Here is a 24450-nt window from a genome sequence, read left to right on the forward strand (position 1 = left end):
AGGCATCATCAAGGGAGGATGACATGCTGCATCAGAAAATCGTCGAGTCGCCGTTCAAGCTGAAATACGGCAACTATATCGGCGGCGAGTGGCGCGAGCCGATCGGCGGCAAATATTTCGACAACATCACGCCGGTGACCGGCGGCAAACTCTGCGAGATTCCGCGTTCCGACGAGAAGGATATCAACGCGGCGATCGATGCTGCCCATGCGGCCAAGGACAAGTGGGGCCGCACGGCACCGGGCGAACGCTCCAATATCCTGATGAAGATCGCCCAGCGCATGGAAGACAAACTGGAGCTTCTGGCGCAGGCAGAAACCTGGGACAACGGCAAGCCGATCCGCGAAACCATGGCGGCCGATATTCCGCTGGCGATCGACCATTTCCGCTACTTCGCCTCCTGCATCCGCGCCCAGGAAGGCTCGATCGGCGAGATCGACAATGACACCGTCGCCTATCACTTCCACGAGCCGCTCGGCGTCGTCGGCCAGATCATTCCCTGGAACTTCCCGATCCTGATGGCCGCCTGGAAGCTCGCGCCGGCGCTTGCCGCCGGCAATTGCGTCGTCCTCAAGCCAGCCGAACAGACCCCGGCGTCGATCCTCGTCTGGGCCGAACTGGTCGGCGACCTGCTGCCGCCTGGCGTCCTCAACATCGTCAACGGCTTTGGCCTCGAAGCCGGCAAGCCGCTGGCAACGAGCCCGCGGATCGCCAAGATCGCCTTCACCGGCGAGACCTCGACCGGCCGGCTGATCATGCAATATGCCAGCCAGAACCTCATCCCCGTCACACTGGAACTCGGCGGCAAGTCGCCGAACATCTTCTTCGCCGACGTGATGGCCGAGGATGACGACTTCCTCGACAAGGCGCTCGAAGGCTTTGCGATGTTCGCGCTGAACCAGGGCGAAGTCTGCACCTGCCCGAGCCGCGCGCTCGTTCAGGAGTCGATCTACGACCGCTTCATGGAAAAGGCGGTGAAGCGCGTCGAAGCCATCAAGCAGGGCAACCCGCTCGATAGCGCCACGATGATCGGCGCCCAGGCATCGAGCGAGCAGCTGGAGAAGATCCTCGCCTATCTCGATATCGGCAGGCAGGAAGGCGCTCAGGTGTTGACTGGCGGCGCCCGCAACGATCTCGGTGGCGAGCTTGCCAGCGGCTATTATGTCAAGCCGACGATCTTCAAGGGCCACAACAAGATGCGGGTCTTCCAGGAAGAGATCTTCGGCCCGGTCGTCTCCGTCACCACCTTCAAGGACGAGAAGGAAGCGCTCGAGATCGCCAACGACACGCTCTACGGCCTCGGCGCCGGTGTCTGGACCCGCGACGGCAACCGCGCCTACCGTTTCGGCCGCGAAATCCAGGCCGGCCGCGTCTGGACCAATTGCTACCACGCCTACCCGGCCCACGCGGCCTTCGGCGGCTACAAGCAATCCGGCATCGGCCGCGAGACCCACAAGATGATGCTCGACCACTACCAGCAGACCAAGAACATGCTGGTGAGCTACAGCCCGAAGGCGCTTGGGTTCTTTTGAGAAGGACGGCGGCGGGAGGCGAAAAGTCCCCTCCCCAACCCCTCCCCATAAGGGGGAGGGGCTAAGCCGTTGGACTCTCCGCGCCTCATAGCAACCTCGCGTTCGCGAGAACGCTGATTTGCGAAGCGAGTCGGTGCCTCAAGTTAGTCCCTCCCCCTCGTGGGGAGGGGTTGGGGAGGGGTTTTCCCTCCTCATCCACGGGAGGAACAACATGGAAGAAACACTCAACGGCGAACCGCGCGTGCTTGCCACCGACGCCGCAATCGAGTTGATCGCCGAAATCCGCGCCGATCATCCGGATATCCTGTTTCACCAATCCGGCGGCTGCTGCGACGGTTCATCGCCGATGTGCTATCCGGCCGATGAATTCCGGATCGGGGAAACAGATGTCAAACTCGGCGAGATCGCCGGCGTCCCGGTCTATATCAGCGGCAGCCAGTTCGAGGTCTGGAAGCATACGCAGCTGATCATCGACGTGGTGCCCGGCCGCGGCGGGATGTTCTCGCTCGACAACGGACGCGAGAAACGCTTCCTCACCCGCTCGCGCATCTTCGGCGGCGGTGAGGCCTGCGCCATTCCGGACATCGGCCGGCGGGCTATTTGAAGGACAGGTCGAGAACGCGGCCTTCGAACAGACGGTCGCGAGAGCCTTCGAGGTGGGTCTGCATCAGGTTGCGCGCATCGTCGGCGCGGCCTTCGGCGACGGCCCTGTAGATCTCGTTATGCTCTTCGTAGACCTGCTCCAGCCCCTGGCGCGGGCCGAGCAGCGACAGGCCGTGCAGATGCATGCCGACCGCGATATGCGGCTTCAGCGCATCGAGCGAGGCGGTGTAATAGTGATTGTTCGCAGCTTCGGCGACGGCGCGATGGAAGACGAAGTCGGCGTCGCTGCGGTGCAGCTGGTGGCTGGTGGCCTCCCGGAGATCGGAGAGTGCCGAAGCGATCTTCTGGATCGCCTGTTCGTCGCGCCGCTTGGCGGCGAAAAAGGCAGCCGCGGGCTCGATCGTCAGGCGGAATTCATAGCAACGCTGGATGTCGGCAATCGTCTTGACCGGCGAATAGGCAAGCTGCGTCGTCGGCGAACCATGCGCGCTGACGAAAGTGCCGGCGCCCTGGCGGGCGTAGACGGTGCCCTGCTCGCGAAGCTTGGCGAGCGCGTCGCGCACGATCGGCCTGGAAACGCCGAGCATCGAGGCAAGCTCGTGCTCGCCTGGCAGACGCGAATCCGGGGGATAGTTGCCGGCGCGGATGCGCTCGAGGATCTGGTCGAAGACGCGGTCGACGAGTTTCACCGCCTTGCCACGCTCGGGCTTTGCAGCCGGACCGTTACCCGCATTCAGCGATGCGCCATTTGCTTCATCCACACCTGTTCTCCCCGCCGGTACCATGCTCAAGCCGCCTGATTCCGTGGAACCAGTCTTAGCAGACTCTCGGTATTGCCGAAGCCCCCAGACTTGACCGCGCACCGGAAATGCCGCCCGTCGGCGGCCGTTACGTCAAACCACGGCACGCCTGCCTCGATTTCTCCCTTCGGCATCAGCGTCTTGATGCCGAGTTCGCGGAAGACCGCAAGCGCCGTGTCACCACCGCCGACCATCAACATGTCCGGCCTGGTATCATCGATCACCGATTTTACACCGCCTGCGAAGCGGCGGGCAACCGTTGCGCCCTCTCCGGCGATTTCGCCGGTGCAGCGCAGAAGCAGCGGCAACGCCAGCCCCTCGCCACATTCGACGCTGCCCATCGGCGCATCGATGACGGCGCGCAGCGCACCTGCGGCTTCGAGACGGTTCATCTGCGCCGCCGTGATCGGGTCACGGGACCCGAAGGCAAAGAGTGTGCGAAGCGATGCCTGAAAGGGCAGCGGATGCCCACCGGCACGGCCGATCTTGCGGGCGAGCGCCGAGCCAAGACCACGGGCTCCGACGGCCAGCACGCTGTTCCAGTCATTGCCAAGCACGATATCGTCGAGATCGAAATCGCTTTCGGCGTCGGCGACAACAACATCCATATCGCGGCCGGTAAAGAGATCGGCGACGGCAATCGGCTTTTCGACGCCGCGGCCGACGACGAAGCCGCGATAGGTGGTTCGATCCTGATCGGGGATTGCAGGCGCCACGACGATCCGGGAAAGTCCAAGAGCATCTGCCAGTGCCGCGCTTTCGGCCGCCACATTGCCCTTCAGCCGGGAGTCGATCTTCTTCAGAACGATCGCCGGCTGCCGCGCGCTCAAAGCGTTGGCAGCCTTGCGCACGCGGCGCGCCGCATCGTCTTCCGACAAGGCGCGCGAAGCGGTGTTTATCACGACGACATCGGTCCCCGCCGCAAGCGCCTCATCGGCCGTCTCGACATCGATCGCCACCGCCACCGAAAGCCCGGCGTCCACGAAGGGCGTGCCGGTATCCAGCGCTCCCGTCAGGTCGTCGGCAATGATGGCGGCTTTCAACGTCATGCAGTCTGTCCCGTGTTGACGGCGTGGCAGGCGACCAGATGGCCGGGCTTTGCTTCCTTCCATTCCGGAATGACCTTGGAGCAGACGTCCATGGCGACGGGGCAGCGCGTGTGGAAACGGCAGCCCGTCGGCGGATTGAGCGGGCTCGGAACGTCGCCCTGCAGGATCTGCCGCTGGCGGGTGCGCTCATGCTCCGGATCGGTTTCCGGAACGGCCGAGAGCAGCGCCTTCGTATAGGGATGCAGCGGGTTGTCGAACAGCTCTTCGCGGCTCGCGAGTTCGGCCAGACGGCCGAGATACATGACGCCGACGCGCGTGCTGATGTGGCGGACAACGGCCAGATCGTGGGCGATGAAGAGGTAGGTCAGCCCGTATTTTTCCTGCAGGTCGAGCAGCAGGTTGATGATCTGCGCCTGGATCGACACGTCGAGCGCCGAGATCGCCTCGTCGCAGACGATGAATTTCGGCTGGCAGGCGAGTGCGCGGGCGATGACGACGCGCTGGCGCTGGCCACCGGAGAGCTCATGCGGATAGCGCTGCGCAAAGCGGGTCGGCAGGCCGACATCGGTCAGCAGCGCATCGACCTTGCTCTTCAGCTCCGCCTTGGTGGCGAGCTTGTGGAACAGGATCGGCTCGCCGATCGCTTCGCCGATCGTCATGCGCGGGTTGAGCGTCGAATACGGGTCCTGGAAGACGATCTGCAGGTCGCGCCGGAAGGGGCGCATCTGCTTTTCATCGAGCGTCGCGATATCCTGGCCCTTGTAGACCACCCTGCCGGATGTCGCCTTGTAGAGGTTGAGGATCGTGAAGCCGGTCGTCGACTTGCCGCAGCCGGATTCGCCGACGAGCGACAGCGTCTCGCCTTCCATGATGTCGAGATTGACATTGTCGAGCGCATAGACAGTCGCCGAGCGCTCGCCGAAGGCGCCGAGCTTGACGTGGAAATGCTTGACGAGGTTTTCGACTTTCAGAAGCGGTTGGGCACCCATCACGCGGCCTCCTGCATTTTCTGGACGACGAAACATGCGGCGCGATGATTGCCGGCGCCCGCAACAGGCTCGAGCTTCGGCACGCGCTCGTGACAGACGGCTTCGGCGAGCGGGCAGCGCGGTGCGAAGGGGCAACCCTTCGGGCGGCGGCCGGGCTCCGGCGGCGTTCCGCCGATCGAGGAGAGACGGCTTGCCGGGGAGTCCGAGAGCTTCGGGATAGAGGACAGCAGACCGCGCGTGTAGGGATGGCTCGGGCGCGCATAGAGTTCGTCGACCGGCGCATCCTCGACAACGGTACCGGCATAGAGCACGGCAACGCGATCGACGAGGCCGGCGATCAGCGCCAGATCGTGGGTGATCCAGACGACCGACATGCCGAGCTTGGCGCGCAGGTCCTTCACCAGATCGACGATCTGGGCCTGGATCGTCACGTCGAGCGCCGTGGTCGGCTCGTCGGCGATCAGGAGTTTCGGATTGCAGGCAAGGCCGATCGCGATCATCACGCGCTGGCGCATGCCGCCCGAAAGCTCGTGCGGATAGGCCATCAGCCGCTCTTCGGGACCGGGAATGCCGACGAGGCGCAGCAGTTCCACGGCGCGGGTCCGCGCTTCCGCCTTGCTCATCTTGCGATGATAGATCAGCGGTTCGCAGATCTGGTCGCCGACGCGCATCACCGGGTTGAGCGAGGTCATCGGGTCCTGGAAGACGAAGCCGATATCGCCGCCGCGCACCTTGCGCAGGTCGCCATTCGACATCTTCTGCAGGTCGCGTCCGTCGAAATGCGCAGTCCCCTTGGTGACCTTGATCTTGTTCGGCAGCAGCCGCATCAGGCTCAACATGGTCAGGCTCTTGCCGCAGCCGGATTCGCCGACGACGCCGAGCGTTTCGCCCTTGTTGACGTAGAGGTCGATGCTATCGACGACGACGGCGGGACCGCGGCGGGTGTCGATCTCGACCGTCAGGTCGCGAACATCGAGAAGGCGTTCAGATGTCTTCGTGTTCATCACTTGCTGCCCCGCGGGTTGAGCGCGTCGTTGAGACCGTCGCCGAGGAAACTGAAGGCTACCGAAGCGAGGCCGAGCACGGCCGCCGGAGCGGCGAGAAGATGCGGATAGTGCTGCCAGACACGCAGACCATCCGAGATCATGTTACCCCAGCTGGGGGTCGGCGGATTGACGCCGACGCCGAGGAAGGAGAATGCGCTTTCCAGAACCATCGCCGTGCCGAGACCGGCACTGACCGAGACGATGAGCGGGCCGAGCGCATTCGGAATGACATAGCGCTTGATGATCACCCAGTTGGAGAGACCGAGCGCCTGGGCGGCCGTGATATAGGGACGGCTGCGGATCGACAGCACCTGGGCGCGGACGAGACGCGCATAGGGCGGCCAGGAGATCAGCGCCATGGAACCGAAGACCAGGAGGAAGTCGACCCAGATCGTCTGGCGATAGAAGGGATTGAGAGTCGCCTGATACTGCGCCTCCATCCAGTTGGTGATCGGCGACTTCAGCGAGGCGTTGATGACGACGACGAGCAGCAGGTTCGGCACGGACATGGTGACATCCGTCAGCCACATGATGACGCGGTCGAACGGGTTGCCGAAGAAGCCGGCGATGGCGCCGAGCGTCAGGCCGATCATCACGGCAATGAAGGTGACGATGACGGCGACGAGGAAGGCGGTGCGCGTGCCGAAGACGACGCGGCTGAAGACATCGCGGCCGAGATCGTCGGTACCGAAGAGATGCGCCAGCGACGGTGCGGCATTGCGGGCCTGCAGATCCTGCGTCAGGTAATCATAGGGCGTGAGATACGGCCCGAAGATTGCCGCGAAGGCGAGGATCAGCACCACGATGAGGCCGAAGACCGCAAGCTTGTTGCGCTTCAGGCGGTACCAGGCGTCGCGCCACAGGTTGACCGGCAGTTCGTCGGCGGTTTCGATTGTCGAGAGAGGGATGGCGGACATGGTCAGCGGCTCCTTCTTGCGTCGTTGGCACGCGGGTCAAGCATCGGGTAGAGCACATCGACGAGCAGGTTCGAGATCATCACCAGGAAGGATCCGATAAGCGTGATGGCGAGGATGACCGGATAATCGGAATTCGTCAGCGCCTGCACCGTGAGACGGCCGAGGCCTGGCAGGCCGAAGACCAGCTCCACGAAGATCGCGCCATTGACGATGGTGATCATGATAAGGCCGAGCTGCGTGACGACGGGCGTCAGCACCGGGCGCAGGATATGCTTGATCGCAACGACCAGCTCAGGCACGCCCTTGGCGCGGGCGGTGCGGACGAAATCCTCCGATAGGACTTCGATGACGGCGGCGCGCGTCTGGCGCACGATCAGCGCGATCGGCTGGAATGAAAGCACGATGAGCGGCAGGATGATGCGCACGTCGAAGACGCCGCCCCAGCCATAGGGCACCTTGATCATCGGCAGGAGCACGATGAGGCCGACCATCAGCAGCGGACCGGCGACATAGGCCGGGATTGCCCAGAGGAACAGCGCCGTACCGGTGATCGTGTAGTCGACGCGGGAATTCTGGTTCAGCGCTGCCAGCATGCCGAGCGGGATCGCCACGACAGCCGTCAGGATGATGGAACAGAGCGCCAGCTTGAAGGAAACCGGGGCGGCGGCCGAAACCATGGCCCAGACCGAACGGCCCGAGGTCAGCGAATTGCCGAACTGGCCATGCAGCAGGTTCCAGATGTAATAGCCGAACTGCTCGATGAAGGGTTTGTTGAGGCCCGCGCTTTCGCGGATGGCTTCGATGCGCTCCGGATTATAGGCGACGTCGCCCGGCGCACGAAGAAAGATCAGCTTGATCGGATCGCCGGCGCCGTAGAAGGCCATCGCATAGACGGCGAGCATCACGACCAGAACCGACGGAATCCAGATGGCAAATCGCGTTAGTACATAGCGAAGCAAGGCCACCTCCCACCTGTTATCAGGCGCGTTTACCGCAAACTGCGCGGAACGCGCCTACTCTTCTTGAAACTTGCGCGAAGACCTTGCGGCCTTCGCGCGGTTGCTTGAGGGCTGGAGAGACCGGCTTTACCGTCTCAATCAGCCGACCGATACGTCCCAGGGAGCGACGACCTGCCAGTCGAGGTTCTTCTCCATGCCCTTGACGTCCTTGGTTGCCCAGCGGGACATGGCCTGAGAATACCACGGAATGAACGCCCAATCGTCGCGGAATGCCTTCTGGGCATCCTGAGCGAGCTTGACGCGATCCGGATCGTCGGCAGCCTTGGTTGCTGCCTCTGCCAGAGCCGCATCCACCTTGTCGTTCTTGTAACCGCCGAGCTTGTTCTGGGCGTTGGACGAAGTGGAGGCGATGCAGCCTGCGAGATAGGACACGGCATCCGGAACGCGGGTGCCGACGTCGTCGCGGAAGATCTGGACCGAGTTCTGGTCCGGACCGGCATAAGAGTCCTGCTGCGGCTTCATGTCGACAGCGGTGATGCCGAGGTTCTGGCGCCACTGCTCGGCGATGAACTGGGCAGCGGCCTGAATGGCCGGAGCCGAAATGCCGACGAACATGATCTTCGGCAGGCGATCGGGACCGCCGTAGCTCGATTCAGCAAGCAGCTTCTTGGCGCCTTCGGGATCGTACGGATAGGGCTCGAAGCCGGAATTGTCGGCACCCGGAACCGAGTTCAGGATTTGGTCGGCCTTCTTGTGCGGACCATCCGGATAGGATGCCTTGAAGAGACCATCGCGATCGATCGCCATGATCAGCGCCTGGCGAACCTTCGGATCGTCCATCGGCGCACGCTTGACGTTGAACCAGAAGTGCTGGCTGGTCGGGATGATCGGGCCGGCGGAGAATTCCGGGCCGAGATCCTGGATGATCGTCGATGTGACCAGCTCGGTGTGAGCGTTGTATTCGCCCGACTTGATCAGCTGCGTTGCCGTGACGTTGTCTTCGATCGAGGCGATCTCGATGCGGGCGAGCTTCGGCTTGGTGCCGAAGAAGTTCTCGTTCGGCTCGAAGGTCAGCGTTCCCGCGTCGATATCGATGGCGGTCAGCTTGAACGGGCCGGAATAGACGGCGCTGTTATCCGGCTTGTACCAGTCAGCCACTTCCTCGCCATCGCTGCCCTTGGACTGCGAAGCCTTGGTGATCGGGATGATGTGGTTGGCAAGGCGCATGAAGAAGATCGGATCGGCTTCCGTCAGCGTGACGACGACGGTACCTTCGTCAGGCGTTGCGACACCGGAAATCTCGGTGGCCGAGCCGCCGGCGACATCCTTGTAGCCTTCGACCTTGCCCATGACCTGATCGGCGCGCTGGCTCTTGGTGTTGGGGCGGGAAGCGACTTCCCAGGAACCCTTGACGTCAGCAGCGGTGATCTTGCTGCCGTCGGAGAAGACGGCCTTCGGGTCGATCTTGAAGGTCCAGACCTTCTTGTCCGGCGATTCCCAGCTGGTGAAGACGTAGGGGTTGAGCTTGCCTTCGGCGTCGAAATACATCGGCGATGCCCACCAGAAGGAGTTCCAGCGGAACGTACGGCCACCGCCGCGCAGCGGCGACCAATCCTGGTCAAAAGCCGGGTTGATGGCCTTCAGCACCTGGCCTTCCTGGGCCATGACGATGCGGGCGCTCATGCCGAACAGCGTGAAGCCGACGCCGGCGGCGAGGCCGAGCTTCAGCGCATCGCGGCGCGACACCGTGGAAGCATTCTTGTCATTGCGGTCTGTCATACATTCCTCCCATGGGCAAAACAGCGCGTACTCGAAAACCCTCCCCGAGCCGGACGCTTTACAATGCCCCAGAGATTTGCGCGATAATGTAAATCTGTCAATCCAAATTTACAGATTTCAACTTCCAAACTTTGGACAAAAATTTTTACCATTTAATTTCAATAGGATAAAATACGCATGTCATTCTGACGCAGCTTGTAAGATTGACAACAACTTATCATTTCGAGGAAAAGTCACGCACTGATATAGCCAGGAGCGGCCTTGCGCTGCAGAGGAGGATGCGTTGAGCAATCACAAGATCACGGGCGTTTTCAGCGCCGCTACGACACCCCTGAACGCCGACGGCAGCCCGGATGTCGGCCTGTTTATCGAGCACTGCAAGCGCCTGATCGAGGAAGGCTGCCATGGCGTCGCCCTGCTCGGCACGACGGGCGAAGCCAACTCCTTCTCGATGAGCGAACGCCGCATGCTGCTTGAAGCCGCACTGAAGGCCGGCATCTCGCCGGACAAGCTGCTGCCGGGCACCGGCGTTGCCGCCATTCCTGAAACGATCGAACTGACCAAGCATGCGCTGTCGCTCGGCGTCACCAAGGTCGTGATGCTGCCGCCTTTCTACTACAAGGGCGTTTCCGACGACGGCCTGTTCAACGCCTATTCGGCGATCCTCGAAGGCGTCAATGACAGCCGCCTGCAGGTGATCCTCTATCACATCCCGCAGGTTTCGGGCATTCCGCTTTCCGTGCCGCTGATCGGCCGCCTTGTCGAAGCCTTCCCTGACACTGTCGTCGGCATCAAGGAATCTGCAGGCGATTTCAACAACATGCAGGCGATCATCGCAGCATATCCGGGCTTCTCCGTGCTCTGCGGCGCCGATCCGCTGCTGCTGCCGCTGCTGAAGGCCGGCGGTGCAGGCTGCATCACGGCAACCTCGAACCTCGTCGCCGACTCGCTGCGCACCGTTTACGACTACGTCCATGACGAAGCCCAGACGGCAAAGGTCGATGCGGCCCAGGCCCGTATCAACGGCTACCGCACGCTTTCCAATTCCTACGTGCAGATCCCGACCATCAAGGCGATGGTTGGCCTGAAGACCGGCAATGCCGCCTGGAAGCGCACGCGCCCGCCGCTCGTTGCCCTCACCGACGCGGAATATGCCGCACTTGCCGAAGGTTACGCACAGCTGCCGTAAGGAGGATGCCATGAGCTTCACCGCGCTCCCGCCGGAAGCCGTACCGGCGCTGATGACCGGCAAGATCGCCCCGAACCCGGCTCAGCCGGGCCGGGCCGACGCCTTTCTGCCCTCCCGCTGCATCCAGAACCACGCCGCCAATCTGGCCTTCCTGCCGGATGGCACGCTGACCTGCGTCTGGTTCGGCGGCACGATGGAAGGAATGGGCGACATTTCCGTTTACATGTCCCGGCTTGCGCCCGGCGCGGATCAATGGTCCGAAGCGGAAAAACTCTCCGACGATCCGGCGAAATCGGAACAGAACCCGTTGATTTTCAATGCCCCGGACGGAAATGTCTGGCTGCTTTACACCTCGCAGACATCTGGCGATCAGGACGGCTCAGTTGTAAAGTGCCGGATCTCCGAAGATGGCGGCAAGACGTTCGGCGCCGTCCGCCTTCTCTGCGATCTTCCGGGCACTTTCGTGCGCCAGCCTGTCATCGTCAATTCCGCAGGCACCTGGCTGCTGCCGGCGTTCCGCTGTGTCAGCCTGCCCGGCCAGCGCTGGAGCGGCGATGCCGATACTGCAGGCGTTCTGGTCTCGCGGGATCAGGGCCAGAGCTGGAAGATGGTCGACGTGCCGGAGAGCCTCGGCGCCGTGCACATGAACATCATCCCGCTCAACGGAAGCAAAATGGTCGCTTTCTTCCGCAACCGTTTTTCCGAACATGTCCTGTCATCGGAATCCGGGGATAATGGCGACAGCTGGTCGGCACCGAAGCCGGTCAACCTGCCGAACAACAACTCCTCGATCCAGGCAACCAAGCTTGGAGACGGCCGCATTGCCATGGTTTACAACCACAGCAACGCCGAGACATCGGATGCCCGCCGCGAGTCGCTCTATGACGAGATCGAAAGCGACAAGGACGACGTAAAGGCTGCGGAAACACCCGTTGCGACACGCCGCAAGGCCGTCTGGGGCGTTCCGCGTGCGCCCCTGAGCCTGGCGATCTCGACGAATGGCGGCCAGAGCTTCGGTTCCCACATCGATCTCGACACCGGCGACGGTTACTGCCTCAGCAACAATTCCAAAGATTCGCTCAACCGCGAATTCTCCTATCCCTCGATCACCGAGGGGCCGGATGGGACGCTGCACATCGCCTACACCTACTATCGGCGGGCGATCAAATATGTTCGCCTGCCAAGTGATGTGGCGATCTAAGCCCCTGAACGACAGGATTTCGCGCCATTTGGCGCGAAATCCTTGATTGTATTTACAAGTGAATGCAGCGCGTCTTTCACCTCGGCAATAAGAGGGGTGCTAGGGGATAGAGCGCTCCATTCGCTCGCAAAATAACAAGAAATCAATGTCTTATTGAGTGCGTCCAGACGGCTGATCAGTAGCTACCGCATAGGTTTTCTGCGAATTTGCTCAAAAACCATCGCCCGCCTTATTGCCAGAAACATACAGTTGATATAACAACTTTACATCAATAGCGGCTTTGGCCGTAATCATGGAGGAGCCGTGTCATGGTCAGTCTGGATTCGCCTATCACGGTTGTCAGGCCTGAAATCATCGAGTTTGGCGTCGGCACGGCTGGCAAGCTCGGCAAGTGGGCGGCCGCCAAGGGCTATGCCCGTACGCTTGTCATCTCGGATGCGTTCAACGCCTCGCGCGTCGATGTGCTCGAACTTCCGGGCCATGTCTCGGTCTTCGCCGATGTCACGCCCGAGCCCGATATTCCCAATCTCGACAAGGTGCTGGAGGCCGCAAACGCCGCGCAGGCCGAGCTGATCGTCGGCTTCGGCGGCGGCAGCGCCATGGATCTTGCCAAGCTCGCTGCGGTTCTCGCCGGCTCGTCCCAGACCCTCCACGAGGTCGTCGGCCCGCACAAGGTCACCGGTCCGCGCAAGGTCGCGCTGGCACAGGTGCCGACGACATCGGGCACCGGCAGCGAGGCCGGGACCCGCGCCCTCGTCACCGATCCCAAGACGATGGCGAAGCTCGCCGTCGAAAGCCTTTACATGTTGGCCGATATCGCGGTCATCGACCCGGCGCTGACCTTCACCGTCCCGGCGCGCACGACGGCTGCCACCGGCGTCGATGCCATGGCCCATTGCGTCGAGGCCTTCACCAACCGCAAGGCCCACCCGATGATCGACATCTACGCGATCGAAGGTGCCCGTCTTGTCGGTAAATATCTCGCCCGCGCCGTCAAGGACGGCTCGGATGCGGAAGCACGCGCCGGTCTTTCGCTTGCATCGCTCTATGGCGGCTTCTGCCTCGGCCCGGTCAATACGGCCGGCGGCCATGCGCTGGCCTATCCGCTAGGCACCCGCTGGCATGTCGCCCATGGCGCCGCCAATGCGCTGATCTTCCCGCATGTCCTGGCCTTCAACACGCCGTCAGTGCCGGAAAAGACCCGCGCCGTCATGGCAGCGCTCGGCTACCAGACATCGGATGACGTCCGCTCGGTCTTCGATGCGGCGTATGCCTTCTGCGCCGATCTCGGCATCGAGATGAAGCTCTCGGGCCTCGGCGTCCCCGCCGACGATCTGGACGCCATGGCGGACGATGCCTTTGCCATCCGCCGCCTGCTCGACAACAATCCGCGCGATCTCGCCCGCGATGATATCCGCGCCATTTATCAAGCTGCTTTTTAAGGGAATTTGACCGATGACGAAGAATGCAAAAGTGGCCGTAACGCTCGGCGATCCCGCAGGCGTCGGCCCCGAAGTAATCGTCAAGGCGCTGGCGGCAATGCCCGCCGGCGAGCGCAAGGATTTCGTCATCGTCGGCAATACGGAAGCGCTTGTTCGCGCCGATCGCGCCACCGGCACCGGTCTGCGCTTCGGCTCCGCCGCCTCCGAAGACGGTTCGACCATCGCAGTCGATGAAGTCGAACTCGGCGCTCCCCTGCCCGAGATCGGCAAGGTCAGCCCGGTCGCCGGCGACGCCTCGGTGAAATACATCAGCCGCGCCGTCGATCTCGCCATGTCCGGCGAAGCCGATGTCATCGTCACCGCGCCGATCAACAAGGAAGCGATGAACCTCGCCGGCCATCATTTCGACGGCCACACCGGTCTGCTCGCGCATCTGACGGGTTCGAAGAGCTCCTTCATGCTGCTCGCCTCCGAGCGGCTGAACACGATCCACGTTTCCACCCACGTTTCGCTGCGCGGCGCAATCGAACGCGCCAAGACCGAGCGTGTGCTGGCGACGATCGAGGCCGGTCATAACCACTTCATGCGTCTCGGGATGAAGCCGCGCATCGCGGTCGCAGGCATCAATCCGCATTGCGGCGAAAACGGCCTGTTCGGCACCGAGGATGCCGAGTTCCTGGCGCCTGCCGTCGAACTGGCGCAGGCCAAGGGCATTGATGTCGTCGGCCCGATTTCGGCCGATACGGTATTTGCCCGCGCCTACAACGGCGCCTTCGACCTGGTCATCGCCCAGTACCACGATCAGGGCCATATCCCGATCAAGCTCGTCGCCTTCGAGACCGCCGTCAACGTTTCGCTCGGCCTGCCGATCGACCGCGTCTCGGTCGACCATGGCACGGCCTTCGATATTGCCGGAACGGGCAAGGCCAATCACGTCAACATGCTCTCGGCCATCGCTTACGCTCGGCTGATGGCGCGCTCGCCGCGCAAGGCCGCATAGCGGACCGGGCGGCGCCTGCGCGCCGCTCTGCCGGGGGGGAAATGAGGAGGCAGGCATGCAGAGAACCGTACTCGTTCTCGGAGGAGAACTCGCGCCCGAAGGCCGGGAGGTGCTGGAGAAGGAAGGCGTCAAGGTCGTCCAGACCAAGCCCTATATCGACCGCCAGACGGTGATCGGCCTGATGCGGGAACATCAACCGGACGGCGCCATCATCCGCCTGCTCGCCGATGTCCTCGGCGCCGAAGAAATGCAGGCCGGCGGGCGTCTGCGCCACATCGCCAAGCATGGCGTCGGCACCAATGATATCGACGTCAAGGCAGCCACCGAACTCGGCATTCCCGTCTCGATGACCACGGGGAGCAACGGCATCTCCGTTGCCGAACACGCGCTGGCGCTGATCATGGCGCTGGTCAAGGATTTCTCCCGCCAGGATGCGCTGATCCGCTCCGGAACCTGGGACAAGGGCCAGTATCACGGCCGCGAGCTGCGCGGTCAGCGCCTCGGCCTCGTCGGCTTCGGCTTCATCGGCCAGACGCTGGGCAAGATGGCGAAGGCGCTCGGCATGGAGGTCTCCGCCTTCGATCCGCATACGCCCGCCGAAGCCTTCGACGGCTTTACCCGCGAGACCGATCTCGACAAGCTTCTGTCGACCGCTGATATCGTCAGCCTGCACTGCCCGCTGACGCCAGAGACGCGCGACCTGATCGATGCGCGCCGCATTGGACTGATGAAGCGCGGCGCCTTCCTCGTCAACACCGCCCGCGGCGAAGTCGTCGACGAGACGGCGCTGGTCGACGCGCTGAAAAGCGGCCACCTCGCTGGAGCCGGCCTCGACAGCTTTGCCGTCGAGCCGCCGGAAAAGGACAACCCGCTCTTCTCGCTGCCGAACACCATCGTCACGCCGCATGTCGCCGGCGTCACACTCGATGCCAAGCGCGCCATGTCGGTCATCTCGGCCGAACATGTGCTGGCGACGCTGCGCGGCGAGGCGCTGCATCCGCGTTTCCTCGCCCGCTGACCTTTCAACGATCCGGAGGCTCCCATGGCCGATACGACTGAGACCCTCTATCAGGCAGACAAGCTGCGCGCCTTCGCAACTTCCTTGTTTGCGGCTGCCGGCCTCGAAGATGACAAGGCCGAAGCCGTCTCGCGCTTTCTCGTCGAAGCCGATCTTCTCGGCCACACGACGCACGGCCTCGCTCTTGCCGGCTGGTATCTGCAAAGCATTGCCGATGGCGTGATGAAGGTATCCGGTGCGCCCGATGTCATCTCCGACCGCGGCCCGGCGATTGCCTGGAATGGCAAGCGCCTGCCCGGAGCATGGCTGACGTCGGAAGCCGTCAAGCTCGCCAGCGATCGCGCCGCGCAATATGGCACGGCCACCGTGACGATTGCCGACAGCCACCATATCGGCTGCCTCGCCGCCTATCTCACGCTCGCCACGGACCTCGGCTACGTGGTCAGCATCGCCAGCTCCAGCCCGTCAGGCGCCCAGGTCGCGCCCTTCGGCGGCACGCGCGGCGTCTACACGCCAAACCCGGTCGCCCATGGCATCCCGACGCCCGGCGATCCGATCCTCATCGACATCAGCGCCTCGATCACCACCGTCAACATGGCGCAGCGGCTCATTCGAGAAGGCAGGGAATACGAGCATGACTGGCTGCTCGACGAGAACGGCAACCCGAGCCGCGATCCGCGCGTCATCGAGCGCGGCGGCACGCTGCTGCCGACCGGCGGCCTCGATCACGGCCAGAAGGGTTACGGCATGGCCCTGCATGTCGAAGCCTTCACGCAGGGTCTTGCCGGCTACGGCCGCGTCGATGCTCCGAAGGGCACCAATGCCGCCGTCACCGTGCAGGTCTTCGATCCCGAAGCCTTCGGCGGCCGGGAAGCGTTTCTCCGCCAGACCGGCTGGCTCGCTGACGCCTGCCACAACAACCCACCCCGCCCCGGCGTCGCCCGCGTGCGTCTCCCCGGCGAAAATGGCCTCGCCCGCAAGCGCAAGGCGCTGACCGATGGGGTCGCCCTCTTCCCAGGGATCATGGCTTCGCTGAAGCCGCATGCCGAGCGGCTGGGTGTCGCACTACCCGCCTAAAACGTCAGCTGCACCTTGCAGGCGGCGGTTCGGTCGCCTGCCAGCACGAAGGCGGCATCGGCCTGCTCCAGCGGCATGCTGTGGCTGATGATCGGGCGGACGTCGATGGCGCGGTCGGAGATCAGCGCGACCGCGGTCGCGAATTCCTCATGGAAGCGTTGCGTGCCGTGGATGTGCAGCTCCTTGGCGACGATCGCGTTCAGGGGTACGGGCACTTCACCGGAGACGCCGACCTGGACGATCGTGCCGCGCGGCTTGACGGTGGCGATCGCGCTGCGGATGGCCGGCGCCGCCGCCGAGCATTCGAAGACCAGGTCGAAATAGCCCTTATTTGCCTCGAATTCCGCCAGTGCCGAAGCCCCGGCGGAGACGTTGACAGCCCGCGTCGCGCCCATCGCGGTCGCCCGCTGCAGCGCCGCATCGGCAAGGTCGGTGACGACGATTTCCTCGGCGCCGTGGTGCCTGGCAGCTGCAACCATCAGCGAACCGATCGGCCCGGCGCCTGTCACAAGGACGCGCTTGCCCCGGATCTCGCCCGCCCTTGACGCGGCATGCAGGCAGACGGAGAGCGGCTCGCTACAGGCAGCTTCCGCCGCACTCGTTCCCGGCGCAACCTCGAAGCATTGCTTCTCTGGCACGACGAACCATTCGCGGAACATGCCCTGTTCATGCGGCAGGCGCATGGCGCTGCCCATGAAGCGCATTTCCAGGCAGTGGATCGGCATCGCCTTCCGGCAGTATTCGCAATGACCACAGGGCTGGCTCGGATTGACGGCAACAAGCGTGCCGGGCTTCAGCTTTACATCTGCGCCCACCTGCTCGACGACACCCGCCGCCTCATGGCCGGGGATGATCGGCTCGCGGACCCTCACCGGCCCGAAGCCGCCATCCTGGTAATAGTGCAGGTCGGAGCCGCAGATGCCTGCGGCCGCCATTTTCAGCAGCACTTCCCCCGGTCCGGGCGACGGAACGGCCCCACTTTCGATCCTGAGATCACCCTTGCCGTAAAGGCGCGCGAGACGTGTCTGCATCTGTTCCTCCTACCGTAGCAAACCGAGCTGCTGCGGCAGCCAGAGAGATATGGAAGGGACAAAGGTGATCAAGATCAATGCGACGAAGAGCGGCACCAGCCAGGGCAGGATGGCGATCGTCGTGCGTTCGACCGACAGTTTGGCGACGCGCGACAGCACGAAAAGCACCATGCCGAGCGGTGGGTGCAGCAGCCCGATCATCAGATTGAGCGTCATGATCAGGCCGAACTGAACCGGATCGATGCCGAACTTGGCGACGATCGGCAGCAGGATCGGCACGAGAATGGTGATCGCCGCGATCGTATCGAGGAAGCAGCCGACGAACAGCATCAGCAGGTTCACCAGGATCAGGAACACCCATTTGTTGTCGGTAATCGACAGGATCGCATCCGAGAGCAGCTGGGCCGCCTGGCTGACGGTGAGCAACCACGCGAAGACCGAGGCCGCCGTGACGATGAAGAGAACCGAAGCGGTCGTCTCGATCGTATCGAAGCTCGCCTTGGCAAGTGTCGAGAAGGTCATCGTGCGGTAGCGTACCAGACCGAGGAACAGCGACCAGAGAACGGCGGCGACGGCCGCCTCAGTCGGCGTGAACCAGCCCATGGTCATGCCGCCGATCAGGATGACCGGCGTCATCAGCGCCATGACGGCGGAGAAGCCGAAATACCAGTCGAGGCCGAGCAGTACTAACAGGGCAATACCGGCTGCGGCATTCATCGAAAGTCCGGCAAGCATCATCAGATATATCGACAGCGGCACCAGCAGTACGACGACGATTTCCATGCCCGCCGAAACCAGCTGCTTGACGTCGAAGGGCGCATCCGCGCCCCAGCGCTTGCGGTAGGCGAAAGCGGCGACCGTCACCATCATCAACAGCGTCATGACGATGCCCGGCAGGATGCCGGCCATGAACAGCGCGCCGATAGAGACATTGGCCATCATGCCGTAGATGACAAAGGGCAGAGACGGCGGGAAGATCGGGCCGAGCGTCGCGGATGCCGCGGTAACGCCCACGGCGGCTTCAACCGGATAGCCGTGATCCTTCATCGCCTTGATCTCGATGGTGCCGATGCCGGCAGCATCGGCGAGCGCCGTGCCGGACATGCCGGAGAAGATTACCGAGCCGATGATATTGACCTGCGCCAGGCCGCCCTTCATCCAGCCGACGAGTGCCACCGCGAAAGAATAGATGCGGCCGGTGACACCTGCCGAGTTCATCAGGTTGCCAGCGAGGATGAAGAAGGGAACCGCAAGCAGCGGAAAACTCTCGACGCCGGCGATCATGCGCTGGGCGACGATGATATCGGGAGCGACGCCGTAGAGAACGATGTAGAGAACCGATGCGACGGCCATCGAGATGGCGACGGGAACGCCGATCACCATCAGCAGCAGAAACGAGCCAAGAAGCAGCAGCATTGGATCAACCCTCGACAGTCTGGAATTCTTCGGGGCGCTCGAGAACCGAGTAGCCGCGGCGCATATTGGCGATGAAGACGATGACGGCGCGGATCAGCATCAGCACGAAGGCGATCAGCACGCTGTAGAAGACGATGTTGCGAGGCAGATCGATGGTAACCATCTGCTCGTCGGCGACGATGTCGACATAGCGCCACATCAGGTAGCAGCCATAGGCCAGGAAGCCGATGCGGACGATATCGACGAAGGTGGCGAGCACGCGCGCCAGACCTGCCGGCATATAGTGATAGAAGACATCGACCTGGATGTGCCGTGACGTGCGCACGCACATGACGGCCCCGAGAAAGACGACGCCGATCAGGCAGTTGATGGCGATTTCCTCGGTCCAGGCGTAGCTGTCGTTCAGCACATAGCGGGTGAAGAACTGCAGGAAGACGCAGCCCGCCATCAGCCAGAAGATGATCAGCGTGATCCAGTCCTCGATCGCATAATCGGAGATATTGGCGGTCGGCGCATGGCCTTCGAATTCGTGACCGATCTCTTCGGCGGTCACCGGCGTATGGATTTCTTGCGTCATGGGCGGCGTTGGTCCCCTGCGGAAAGGATGAGCGCGGCGCCCGAAGGCGCCGCACCGCGGGCTTTACTGAATCGCGCGGATCGCTTCCCAATCGGCCTTTTCGTAGCCGAAGTCCTCGAACTTCACCTTCTCCATGACGGTCTTCTCGAAGTCGGCCTTGTCGATCTCGGCGACATTCAGGCCCTTTTCCTTGAAGGTGGCGATCAGGCTGTTTTCCTTGCCTTCGATCGTCTTGGTGGTGCGCTCGGCAGCTTCCTGCATGACGTCACCGAAGATCTTCTTGTCCTCGTCGGAGAGGCTCGCCCACAGCGTCTTCGAGATCACCGTGTTGAGATGGTCGACGATGTGGCCGGTCAGGATGATGTTCTTCTGCACCTCATAGAACTTCTTCGCCTCGATCGTCGTCAGCGGGTTTTCCTGCGCTTCGACCGTGCCGTTCTGCAGGGCAAGATAGACTTCCGCGAAGGCGATCGGCGTGGTGTTGGCGCCGCAGGCGCGCGGCATGGCGAGATAGGCCGGCACGTCAGGCACGCGGATCTTCAACCCGGCCATATCGGCGCATTTGGCGATCGGCTTGTTGGAGGTCGTGTGGCGGGTGCCGTAGTAGCTGACGGCGGCGATGTGATTGCCGGTCTTGTCTTCATAACCCTTGGCAAGGCGCTTGAAGACGTCGCTCTTGGTATAGGCGATCAGGTGTTCCGGGCTGCGGAAGATGTAGGGGAAATAGGTGACGCCGATCGGCTTGTAGTCGCGGGCGGCGAAGCTCGAACCGGAGATGATGATATCGACGGTGCCGAGCTTCAGGCCCTGGTTGATATCGGCTTCCTTGCCGAGCTGCGAGGCCGGGAAGACATCGATCTTGTAGCGGCCGTTGGTGCGCTTGTTGATCTCGCCTGCGGCCCAGACCGATTCCGTATGGAAGGGTTCCGACGTTTCGTAGACATGCGCCCATTTCAGGACCGTCTGCGCATGCGCAAATGCCGTCGACGCCATGATCGCCGCCGCGGTGCAAAGAATTGTTGCCAATTTCATCTTCATCGCTCTCTCCTCCCGAGCTCTGGTTTAAGTGACTGCATTTCCTTTCTTCGGACCGGCCGGATGGCCGCGCCCCTCCTCTCCCGGAAACTCCTCCCCGAAGCTTTCGGAAAATCTCTTCTGCGACATGGCAAGATGCGCCCGCATCGCGGCCTTCGCGGCATCAGGATCGCCGGCGGCGATCGCGTCGCGAATGGCCTGATGCTCCTCAAGGGCGCTGAGCCAGGTGGCCGGCCCCTCGAAATGGCTCGCGAGCTTTTCGAAATAGGGCGTCATGCGCATGTCGAACATTTCGCCGGTGACGCGGATCAGCGCCGCATTGCGGACGATCGCGGCAATGCCGGTATGGAAAGCGCGGTCGGCGGCGATCACGGCACTGGGGTCGCCGACCAGGCCACGCATGCTGTTCAAGGCATCGTCGAGCGCTGCGATATCGGCTGGGGTCGCGGCTTTCGCCGCCTCTTCGGCAATGGCGCATTCGATGACGGCGCGGGCCTGCAGCAGCTCAAACGGGCCTTCGACCGGCTCCGGCTCGGCTGGCGCTGCCGCGACGCTGTGCTGGCGCACGACATAGATGCCGGAGCCCATGCGGATGTTGACGAGGCCTTCGACCTCAAGAACGATCAGGGCCTCGCGCACCGTCGGGCGCGAGACGGACAGCTGCTCGGCGAGGTCGCGCTCGGCCGGCAAGCGTTGCCCGACGGCGAGCTCGCCGCTGGTTATCATCAAACGAATCTGGTCCGCCACCTGCCTGTAGAGGCGGCGTGATTCAACAGCCGAAAACATGTGGCCTCCCCGGCGCGCTTCTCCTCAAGCGCACAACTGGTCAACTGGCCTGACCAATTGACTCATGCGTAACATCGGGGCGGTTGTGCGTCAATGCGCCGCATGAAATCAGGCCGGGAAGTCCACACCGTATTGTACGGAAAGCGTGCGGAAACTGTCAGCGGTCGCCGGATCGAGTTCGACACCGCGTTCGACCCGTTCCCTGGCAACGGCCCATTCCCGGTCACCCGGCGCCATGACCTTGAACCCGTCGCGCGCGGGCGAATTCCTGAGCCTCTCGACGTAGCGCTTCATTCCCGCGTCGAAGGTCTCGAGATCGAGAAAGGCCTCAGGGTTGAGCGCGATGACGAAGGCGCCGAGGCCGCGCGGCGTCGAAAAATCCGGACCGGGCATCGGTGCGATGTCGAAGCTGAGCTTCATGCCCGTCAGCACGGCGCTGAGGATTTCGGAGATGCCGGCGAGACCGGCACCCTTGAAGCCGAATTCACCGCCGAGCGGCGCCAGCATGTCGGCAATATCAGGGTCGCGGGTGTCATAGCCGCGCTCGTCGGAGGCGACGCCGGCCGGCAGTTCGCGACCAAGGCTGCGATAGAGCTGCACGCGATTATAGGGCACGGCGCTGGTCGCCATGTCGAACAGCCAGGGGTCGCTGCCCCTGACGGGCACAGCGCAGGCGATCGGGTTGGTTCCGTGGAAGCGCATCGCCCCGTCATGCAGGCGAACGAAGCTGTCGGAATTGCAGAAGGCGAAGCCGATAAGGCCATGACCGGCCGCCGTCATCGCATAGGCTCCGGCCGGTCCGAAATGCGAAGAATTGCGCACCGCGACGGCACCGATGCCGAAATCGACGGCCAGACGCGAGGCGTGCGCCATCGCCGTATAGGTCGCGAGCGCCCCATGGGCATTGTCGGCATCGAGCGAAGCGATAGCGCCGAGGTTGCTGGCGACGGCGATCTGCGGCCGCGGATTGAGGCGGCCTTCGGTCAGCCCCTTCACGTAATGGCCGAGGAGACGGACGCCGTGGCTATCGATACCATGGCGGGTGCCGTGCATCATCGCCCGCGTCGCGGCATCGGCGGTCGCCTCGTCGGTCCCGGCTGCAAGAAAGACCTTGCGGCAAAAACTGTCGATCGAAACGAGCGGCGTCAGGCCGCCGCGGGGGGAAGTCGTGTCATGGGGCATGCCGCTCTATCCGTTCCAGTCACGCGTCCCGACAGAACTAGGCGAGCTTCCGCTCGCCGTAAAGCGGCTGAGATGGGATCAGACGCCGATCACCACCGGCCTTGCGCTGAGCCTTGCGATGATCGCCCGGAACTCCGCCACCATCGCCAGCGCAGCGGCGGCAACCGCTGGAGAGAGATGTTCGGAGCGGCTGGCCGCCCGGCCGATTTTCAGCAGGCCGCGAAGCTCGGCACGCTCATCACACAATTGCGGAAAGCGCTCGACGAGAAGGCAAGGAAGAACATCAAGATCGTCTCGGAGGGATGGCGGCGCATCCTGCTCGAGTTGCAGCAACGCTCGAAGCTCGGCCTCAAGCTCTGCCGCCGCGCGGGCGATCTGTGCGATCACATCTGACATCATGCTCACTCCCCCTATGGGAGCGGCGTTGGATACCGAATCGCCGCTCAACCAGGGCGGGTTATCTTACCATTCAAGAGCCAGCGATATCCCGCTTTTTGGGGATGCCGGTCGGATTTGCACAGAAATGATACCGGGCGCTTCTCAACCTGACGTAACGGCAGTCAGCTGCGCTCGGCAAAAGCCTCGAGCTCCGGATCGAAATCGACGTCGACAACATTGTTGAAGACGGCGGTTGCCAGCATGATCCCGGCGAAGGCAACGAGATCGACCAGAACCTTGGCCGGATAGCGCCCCTTCAGTGCCTCCCAGATCTCGGCGGGGATGGCATTGGAATCGGCGACGATCGCGGTTCCGAAGCGGGCGAGCAGCTGCTCGTTATCGGACAGCTTCAGCGCATCGGGGTCAAACCCGGCATTGATCAGCGCCCGGCGGAAGAAGGTAATGGCGATCTTCGATTTGCTGGCTTTCGAGATCGCATGCGAGAAGATCCAGATCTCCCGGTCGTTGACGGCGGGGTTGAGCTCGGCGCGCAGCGTGAACCATTCGGCATAGATACGGTGGGCGGCTGGCGAATGCAGCAGCGTGCGCTTCATATTGGTCATCCGGCCGCGAACCTTGACCTCCTCGTCATGCGCCTCGCGGATCTCCGCCGATGCCGTTTCGTAGTCGATCTGGGGAATGTGGCTCATTGCATCGCACTCGTGGTTTTCATCATTGCTGCCGATGGGATAGCAGCCCGGGCTGTCAAACTCCATGGCGCATTTCCGCTCTTGCCTCGGCGGCCGAACGGCGGGCACAATCGGCGCAACGGAGGACCACGAATGAGCCATGACCACCACGACCACCCCCATCACCATGATGACGGCCCTGTCGACTGGCGCGAGCACGGCGTCAAAGTCATTCCCGGCAATTCGCTCGATCCGAACACGGCGCAAACCCCGGGCATGAACCGCGCCACTGCGATCAACAATGCGCGCGCCGGCGCCGAGAAGATCTGGGCGGGCACGGTCGTGATCCACGCCAATGCCAAGACCGGCGCCCATCATCACGGCGATCTCGAAAGCATCATCTACGTGGTCAAGGGCAAGGCGCGCATGCGCTGGGGCGAGCACCTGGAATTCGTCGCCGAAGCCGGACCCGGCGATTTCATCTATGTGCCGCCCTTCGTGCCGCACCAGGAAATCAATGCCAGCCGCGACGAGACGCTGGAATGCGTGCTGGTGCGCTCCGGCCAGGAGCCCGTCGTCGTCAATCTCGATATCGAGCCGGTCGAAAAGCCCGAACAGGTCGCCTGGATCGACCCGATCCACAAGGCTTAAGAACGGGCGTTAACCGGTTTTACCGCCTATCTTTTTCAGCCCCTTGCCGGTTTGCATTCGCCCTATACTTATTGGCGTGTTCATGGACAGTTTCCGAGAGGAAA

Annotated in this window: 24 protein-coding genes; 9 read left to right on the plus strand and 15 right to left on the minus strand. The window is 62.9% G+C overall.

Translation table 11 applies throughout. From position 1 onward, the window contains the following. Positions 1-23: 23 nt before the first annotated feature. Together adh and ACQZ5H_RS11580 are read left to right on the plus strand one after the other, a co-directional pair. Complete coding sequence (gene adh, locus ACQZ5H_RS11575) at positions 24-1532, plus strand: aldehyde dehydrogenase (protein ID WP_112711994.1); 1509 nt, start codon at positions 24-26, stop codon at positions 1530-1532. 211 nt (positions 1533-1743) lie between these two features. Continuing rightward, positions 1744-2136, plus strand: a complete 393-nt coding sequence (locus ACQZ5H_RS11580; protein WP_449097769.1) for a DUF779 domain-containing protein — start codon at positions 1744-1746, stop codon at positions 2134-2136. Here ACQZ5H_RS11580 and ACQZ5H_RS11585 read toward each other — a convergent pair. The 7 genes from ACQZ5H_RS11585 to ACQZ5H_RS11615 form a co-directional block, all read right to left on the minus strand. Further along, entirely contained in the window at positions 2129-2896 is a 768-nt protein-coding gene (locus tag ACQZ5H_RS11585) for a FadR/GntR family transcriptional regulator (protein ID WP_203430961.1), read from the minus strand. The genes ACQZ5H_RS11580 and ACQZ5H_RS11585 overlap by 8 nt on opposite strands. 26 nt (positions 2897-2922) lie before the next feature. After that, positions 2923-3984, minus strand: coding sequence for a four-carbon acid sugar kinase family protein (locus ACQZ5H_RS11590; protein WP_449097770.1), 1062 nt, complete (start codon positions 3982-3984; stop codon positions 2923-2925). After that, positions 3981-4973, minus strand: a complete 993-nt coding sequence (locus ACQZ5H_RS11595) for an ABC transporter ATP-binding protein (RefSeq protein WP_199625295.1) — start codon at positions 4971-4973, stop codon at positions 3981-3983. The genes ACQZ5H_RS11590 and ACQZ5H_RS11595 overlap by 4 nt, the downstream gene beginning before the upstream one ends. Beyond that, on the minus strand, positions 4973-5977 hold the full coding sequence (locus ACQZ5H_RS11600; RefSeq protein ID WP_449097771.1) for an ABC transporter ATP-binding protein: 1005 nt from the start codon (positions 5975-5977) through the stop codon (positions 4973-4975). Before ACQZ5H_RS11600 ends, ACQZ5H_RS11595 begins: the two co-directional genes overlap by 1 nt. Next, positions 5977-6936: an ABC transporter permease gene (locus ACQZ5H_RS11605; protein WP_130283804.1), complete on the minus strand. Its 960-nt coding sequence runs from the start codon at positions 6934-6936 to the stop codon at positions 5977-5979. Before ACQZ5H_RS11605 ends, ACQZ5H_RS11600 begins: the two co-directional genes overlap by 1 nt. Before the next feature lie 2 nt (positions 6937-6938). Next, positions 6939-7895: an ABC transporter permease gene (locus tag ACQZ5H_RS11610; protein ID WP_112712008.1), complete on the minus strand. Its 957-nt coding sequence runs from the start codon at positions 7893-7895 to the stop codon at positions 6939-6941. A gap of 138 nt (positions 7896-8033) precedes the next feature. After that, entirely contained in the window at positions 8034-9674 is a 1641-nt protein-coding gene (locus ACQZ5H_RS11615; RefSeq protein ID WP_130283800.1) for an ABC transporter substrate-binding protein, read from the minus strand. A 283-nt stretch (positions 9675-9957) separates the two neighbouring features. Here ACQZ5H_RS11615 and ACQZ5H_RS11620 point away from each other — a divergent pair, with 283 nt between their 5' ends. The 6 genes from ACQZ5H_RS11620 (at position 9958) to ACQZ5H_RS11645 (ending at position 16601) form a co-directional block, all read left to right on the plus strand. Beyond that, positions 9958-10863, plus strand: a complete 906-nt coding sequence (locus ACQZ5H_RS11620) for a dihydrodipicolinate synthase family protein (RefSeq protein WP_449097772.1) — start codon at positions 9958-9960, stop codon at positions 10861-10863. A gap of 10 nt (positions 10864-10873) precedes the next feature. Next, entirely contained in the window at positions 10874-12064 is a 1191-nt protein-coding gene (locus ACQZ5H_RS11625; protein WP_449097773.1) for a sialidase family protein, read from the plus strand. Positions 12065-12372: 308 nt separating this feature from the next. After that, a complete protein-coding gene (locus ACQZ5H_RS11630) occupies positions 12373-13506 on the plus strand; it encodes an iron-containing alcohol dehydrogenase (protein WP_199625298.1) in 1134 nt (377 codons plus the stop codon). A gap of 13 nt (positions 13507-13519) precedes the next feature. Further along, positions 13520-14506: a 4-hydroxythreonine-4-phosphate dehydrogenase PdxA gene (gene pdxA / locus ACQZ5H_RS11635; RefSeq protein ID WP_112712016.1), complete on the plus strand. Its 987-nt coding sequence runs from the start codon at positions 13520-13522 to the stop codon at positions 14504-14506. Positions 14507-14561: 55 nt separating this feature from the next. Further along, complete coding sequence (locus ACQZ5H_RS11640; RefSeq protein WP_449097774.1) at positions 14562-15524, plus strand: hydroxyacid dehydrogenase; 963 nt, start codon at positions 14562-14564, stop codon at positions 15522-15524. A gap of 24 nt (positions 15525-15548) precedes the next feature. Next, a complete protein-coding gene (locus tag ACQZ5H_RS11645) occupies positions 15549-16601 on the plus strand; it encodes an Ldh family oxidoreductase (RefSeq protein ID WP_449097775.1) in 1053 nt (350 codons plus the stop codon). Here ACQZ5H_RS11645 and ACQZ5H_RS11650 read toward each other — a convergent pair. From ACQZ5H_RS11650 to ACQZ5H_RS11685, 8 genes are all read right to left on the minus strand, one after another. Further along, positions 16598-17632 carry an L-idonate 5-dehydrogenase gene (locus tag ACQZ5H_RS11650; protein WP_449097776.1) on the minus strand — a complete coding sequence of 345 codons (1035 nt, stop codon included), beginning with the start codon at positions 17630-17632 and terminating at the stop codon, positions 16598-16600. The genes ACQZ5H_RS11645 and ACQZ5H_RS11650 overlap by 4 nt on opposite strands. Positions 17633-17641: 9 nt before the next feature. Continuing rightward, entirely contained in the window at positions 17642-19048 is a 1407-nt protein-coding gene (locus ACQZ5H_RS11655; protein WP_112712024.1) for a TRAP transporter large permease, read from the minus strand. Positions 19049-19052: 4 nt separating this feature from the next. After that, complete coding sequence (locus ACQZ5H_RS11660) at positions 19053-19625, minus strand: TRAP transporter small permease (RefSeq protein WP_130283784.1); 573 nt, start codon at positions 19623-19625, stop codon at positions 19053-19055. Positions 19626-19688: 63 nt separating this feature from the next. After that, positions 19689-20663 carry a sialic acid TRAP transporter substrate-binding protein SiaP gene (locus tag ACQZ5H_RS11665; protein ID WP_449097777.1) on the minus strand — a complete coding sequence of 325 codons (975 nt, stop codon included), beginning with the start codon at positions 20661-20663 and terminating at the stop codon, positions 19689-19691. Between the two features lie 24 nt (positions 20664-20687). After that, on the minus strand, positions 20688-21446 hold the full coding sequence (locus tag ACQZ5H_RS11670) for a FadR/GntR family transcriptional regulator (RefSeq protein WP_449097778.1): 759 nt from the start codon (positions 21444-21446) through the stop codon (positions 20688-20690). Positions 21447-21554: 108 nt separating this feature from the next. Beyond that, a complete protein-coding gene (locus ACQZ5H_RS11675; RefSeq protein WP_449097779.1) occupies positions 21555-22628 on the minus strand; it encodes an Ldh family oxidoreductase in 1074 nt (357 codons plus the stop codon). A 78-nt stretch (positions 22629-22706) separates the two neighbouring features. Then, positions 22707-23075 (minus strand): hypothetical protein, encoded by a 369-nt coding sequence (locus ACQZ5H_RS11680; protein ID WP_449097780.1) that lies wholly within the window; start codon positions 23073-23075, stop codon positions 22707-22709. A gap of 113 nt (positions 23076-23188) precedes the next feature. Then, entirely contained in the window at positions 23189-23716 is a 528-nt protein-coding gene (locus tag ACQZ5H_RS11685; protein WP_449097918.1) for a hypothetical protein, read from the minus strand. A 132-nt stretch (positions 23717-23848) separates the two neighbouring features. On the opposite strand from ACQZ5H_RS11685, the gene ACQZ5H_RS11690 reads away from it, so the two are divergent. Next, positions 23849-24346, plus strand: coding sequence for a cupin domain-containing protein (locus ACQZ5H_RS11690; RefSeq protein WP_203430972.1), 498 nt, complete (start codon positions 23849-23851; stop codon positions 24344-24346). Positions 24347-24450: the final 104 nt, after the last annotated feature.

This window comes from Rhizobium sp. 21-4511-3d (genome assembly GCF_053522545.1).

What these genes read in the sequence shown, in the direction of transcription:
- ACQZ5H_RS11650 (WP_449097776.1), bottom strand. Translation starts at nt 17,632, where the DNA reads ATGCAGACACGTCTCGCGCGCCTTTACGGCAAGGGTGATCTCAGGATC.
- ACQZ5H_RS11640 (WP_449097774.1), top strand. Translation starts at nt 14,562, where the DNA reads ATGCAGAGAACCGTACTCGTTCTCGGAGGAGAACTCGCGCCCGAAGGC.
- ACQZ5H_RS11615 (WP_130283800.1), bottom strand. Translation starts at nt 9,674, where the DNA reads ATGACAGACCGCAATGACAAGAATGCTTCCACGGTGTCGCGCCGCGAT.
- ACQZ5H_RS11580 (WP_449097769.1), top strand. Translation starts at nt 1,744, where the DNA reads ATGGAAGAAACACTCAACGGCGAACCGCGCGTGCTTGCCACCGACGCC.
- ACQZ5H_RS11590 (WP_449097770.1), bottom strand. Translation starts at nt 3,984, where the DNA reads ATGACGTTGAAAGCCGCCATCATTGCCGACGACCTGACGGGAGCGCTG.
- ACQZ5H_RS11625 (WP_449097773.1), top strand. Translation starts at nt 10,874, where the DNA reads ATGAGCTTCACCGCGCTCCCGCCGGAAGCCGTACCGGCGCTGATGACC.
- ACQZ5H_RS11665 (WP_449097777.1), bottom strand. Translation starts at nt 20,663, where the DNA reads ATGAAGATGAAATTGGCAACAATTCTTTGCACCGCGGCGGCGATCATG.
- ACQZ5H_RS11685 (WP_449097918.1), bottom strand. Translation starts at nt 23,716, where the DNA reads ATGAGCCACATTCCCCAGATCGACTACGAAACGGCATCGGCGGAGATC.
- ACQZ5H_RS11655 (WP_112712024.1), bottom strand. Translation starts at nt 19,048, where the DNA reads ATGCTGCTGCTTCTTGGCTCGTTTCTGCTGCTGATGGTGATCGGCGTT.
- ACQZ5H_RS11675 (WP_449097779.1), bottom strand. Translation starts at nt 22,628, where the DNA reads ATGCCCCATGACACGACTTCCCCCCGCGGCGGCCTGACGCCGCTCGTT.
- ACQZ5H_RS11670 (WP_449097778.1), bottom strand. Translation starts at nt 21,446, where the DNA reads ATGTTTTCGGCTGTTGAATCACGCCGCCTCTACAGGCAGGTGGCGGAC.
- adh (WP_112711994.1), top strand. Translation starts at nt 24, where the DNA reads ATGCTGCATCAGAAAATCGTCGAGTCGCCGTTCAAGCTGAAATACGGC.
- ACQZ5H_RS11595 (WP_199625295.1), bottom strand. Translation starts at nt 4,973, where the DNA reads ATGGGTGCCCAACCGCTTCTGAAAGTCGAAAACCTCGTCAAGCATTTC.
- ACQZ5H_RS11690 (WP_203430972.1), top strand. Translation starts at nt 23,849, where the DNA reads ATGAGCCATGACCACCACGACCACCCCCATCACCATGATGACGGCCCT.
- ACQZ5H_RS11645 (WP_449097775.1), top strand. Translation starts at nt 15,549, where the DNA reads ATGGCCGATACGACTGAGACCCTCTATCAGGCAGACAAGCTGCGCGCC.
- ACQZ5H_RS11660 (WP_130283784.1), bottom strand. Translation starts at nt 19,625, where the DNA reads ATGACGCAAGAAATCCATACGCCGGTGACCGCCGAAGAGATCGGTCAC.
- ACQZ5H_RS11630 (WP_199625298.1), top strand. Translation starts at nt 12,373, where the DNA reads ATGGTCAGTCTGGATTCGCCTATCACGGTTGTCAGGCCTGAAATCATC.
- ACQZ5H_RS11600 (WP_449097771.1), bottom strand. Translation starts at nt 5,977, where the DNA reads ATGAACACGAAGACATCTGAACGCCTTCTCGATGTTCGCGACCTGACG.
- ACQZ5H_RS11605 (WP_130283804.1), bottom strand. Translation starts at nt 6,936, where the DNA reads ATGTCCGCCATCCCTCTCTCGACAATCGAAACCGCCGACGAACTGCCG.
- pdxA (WP_112712016.1), top strand. Translation starts at nt 13,520, where the DNA reads ATGACGAAGAATGCAAAAGTGGCCGTAACGCTCGGCGATCCCGCAGGC.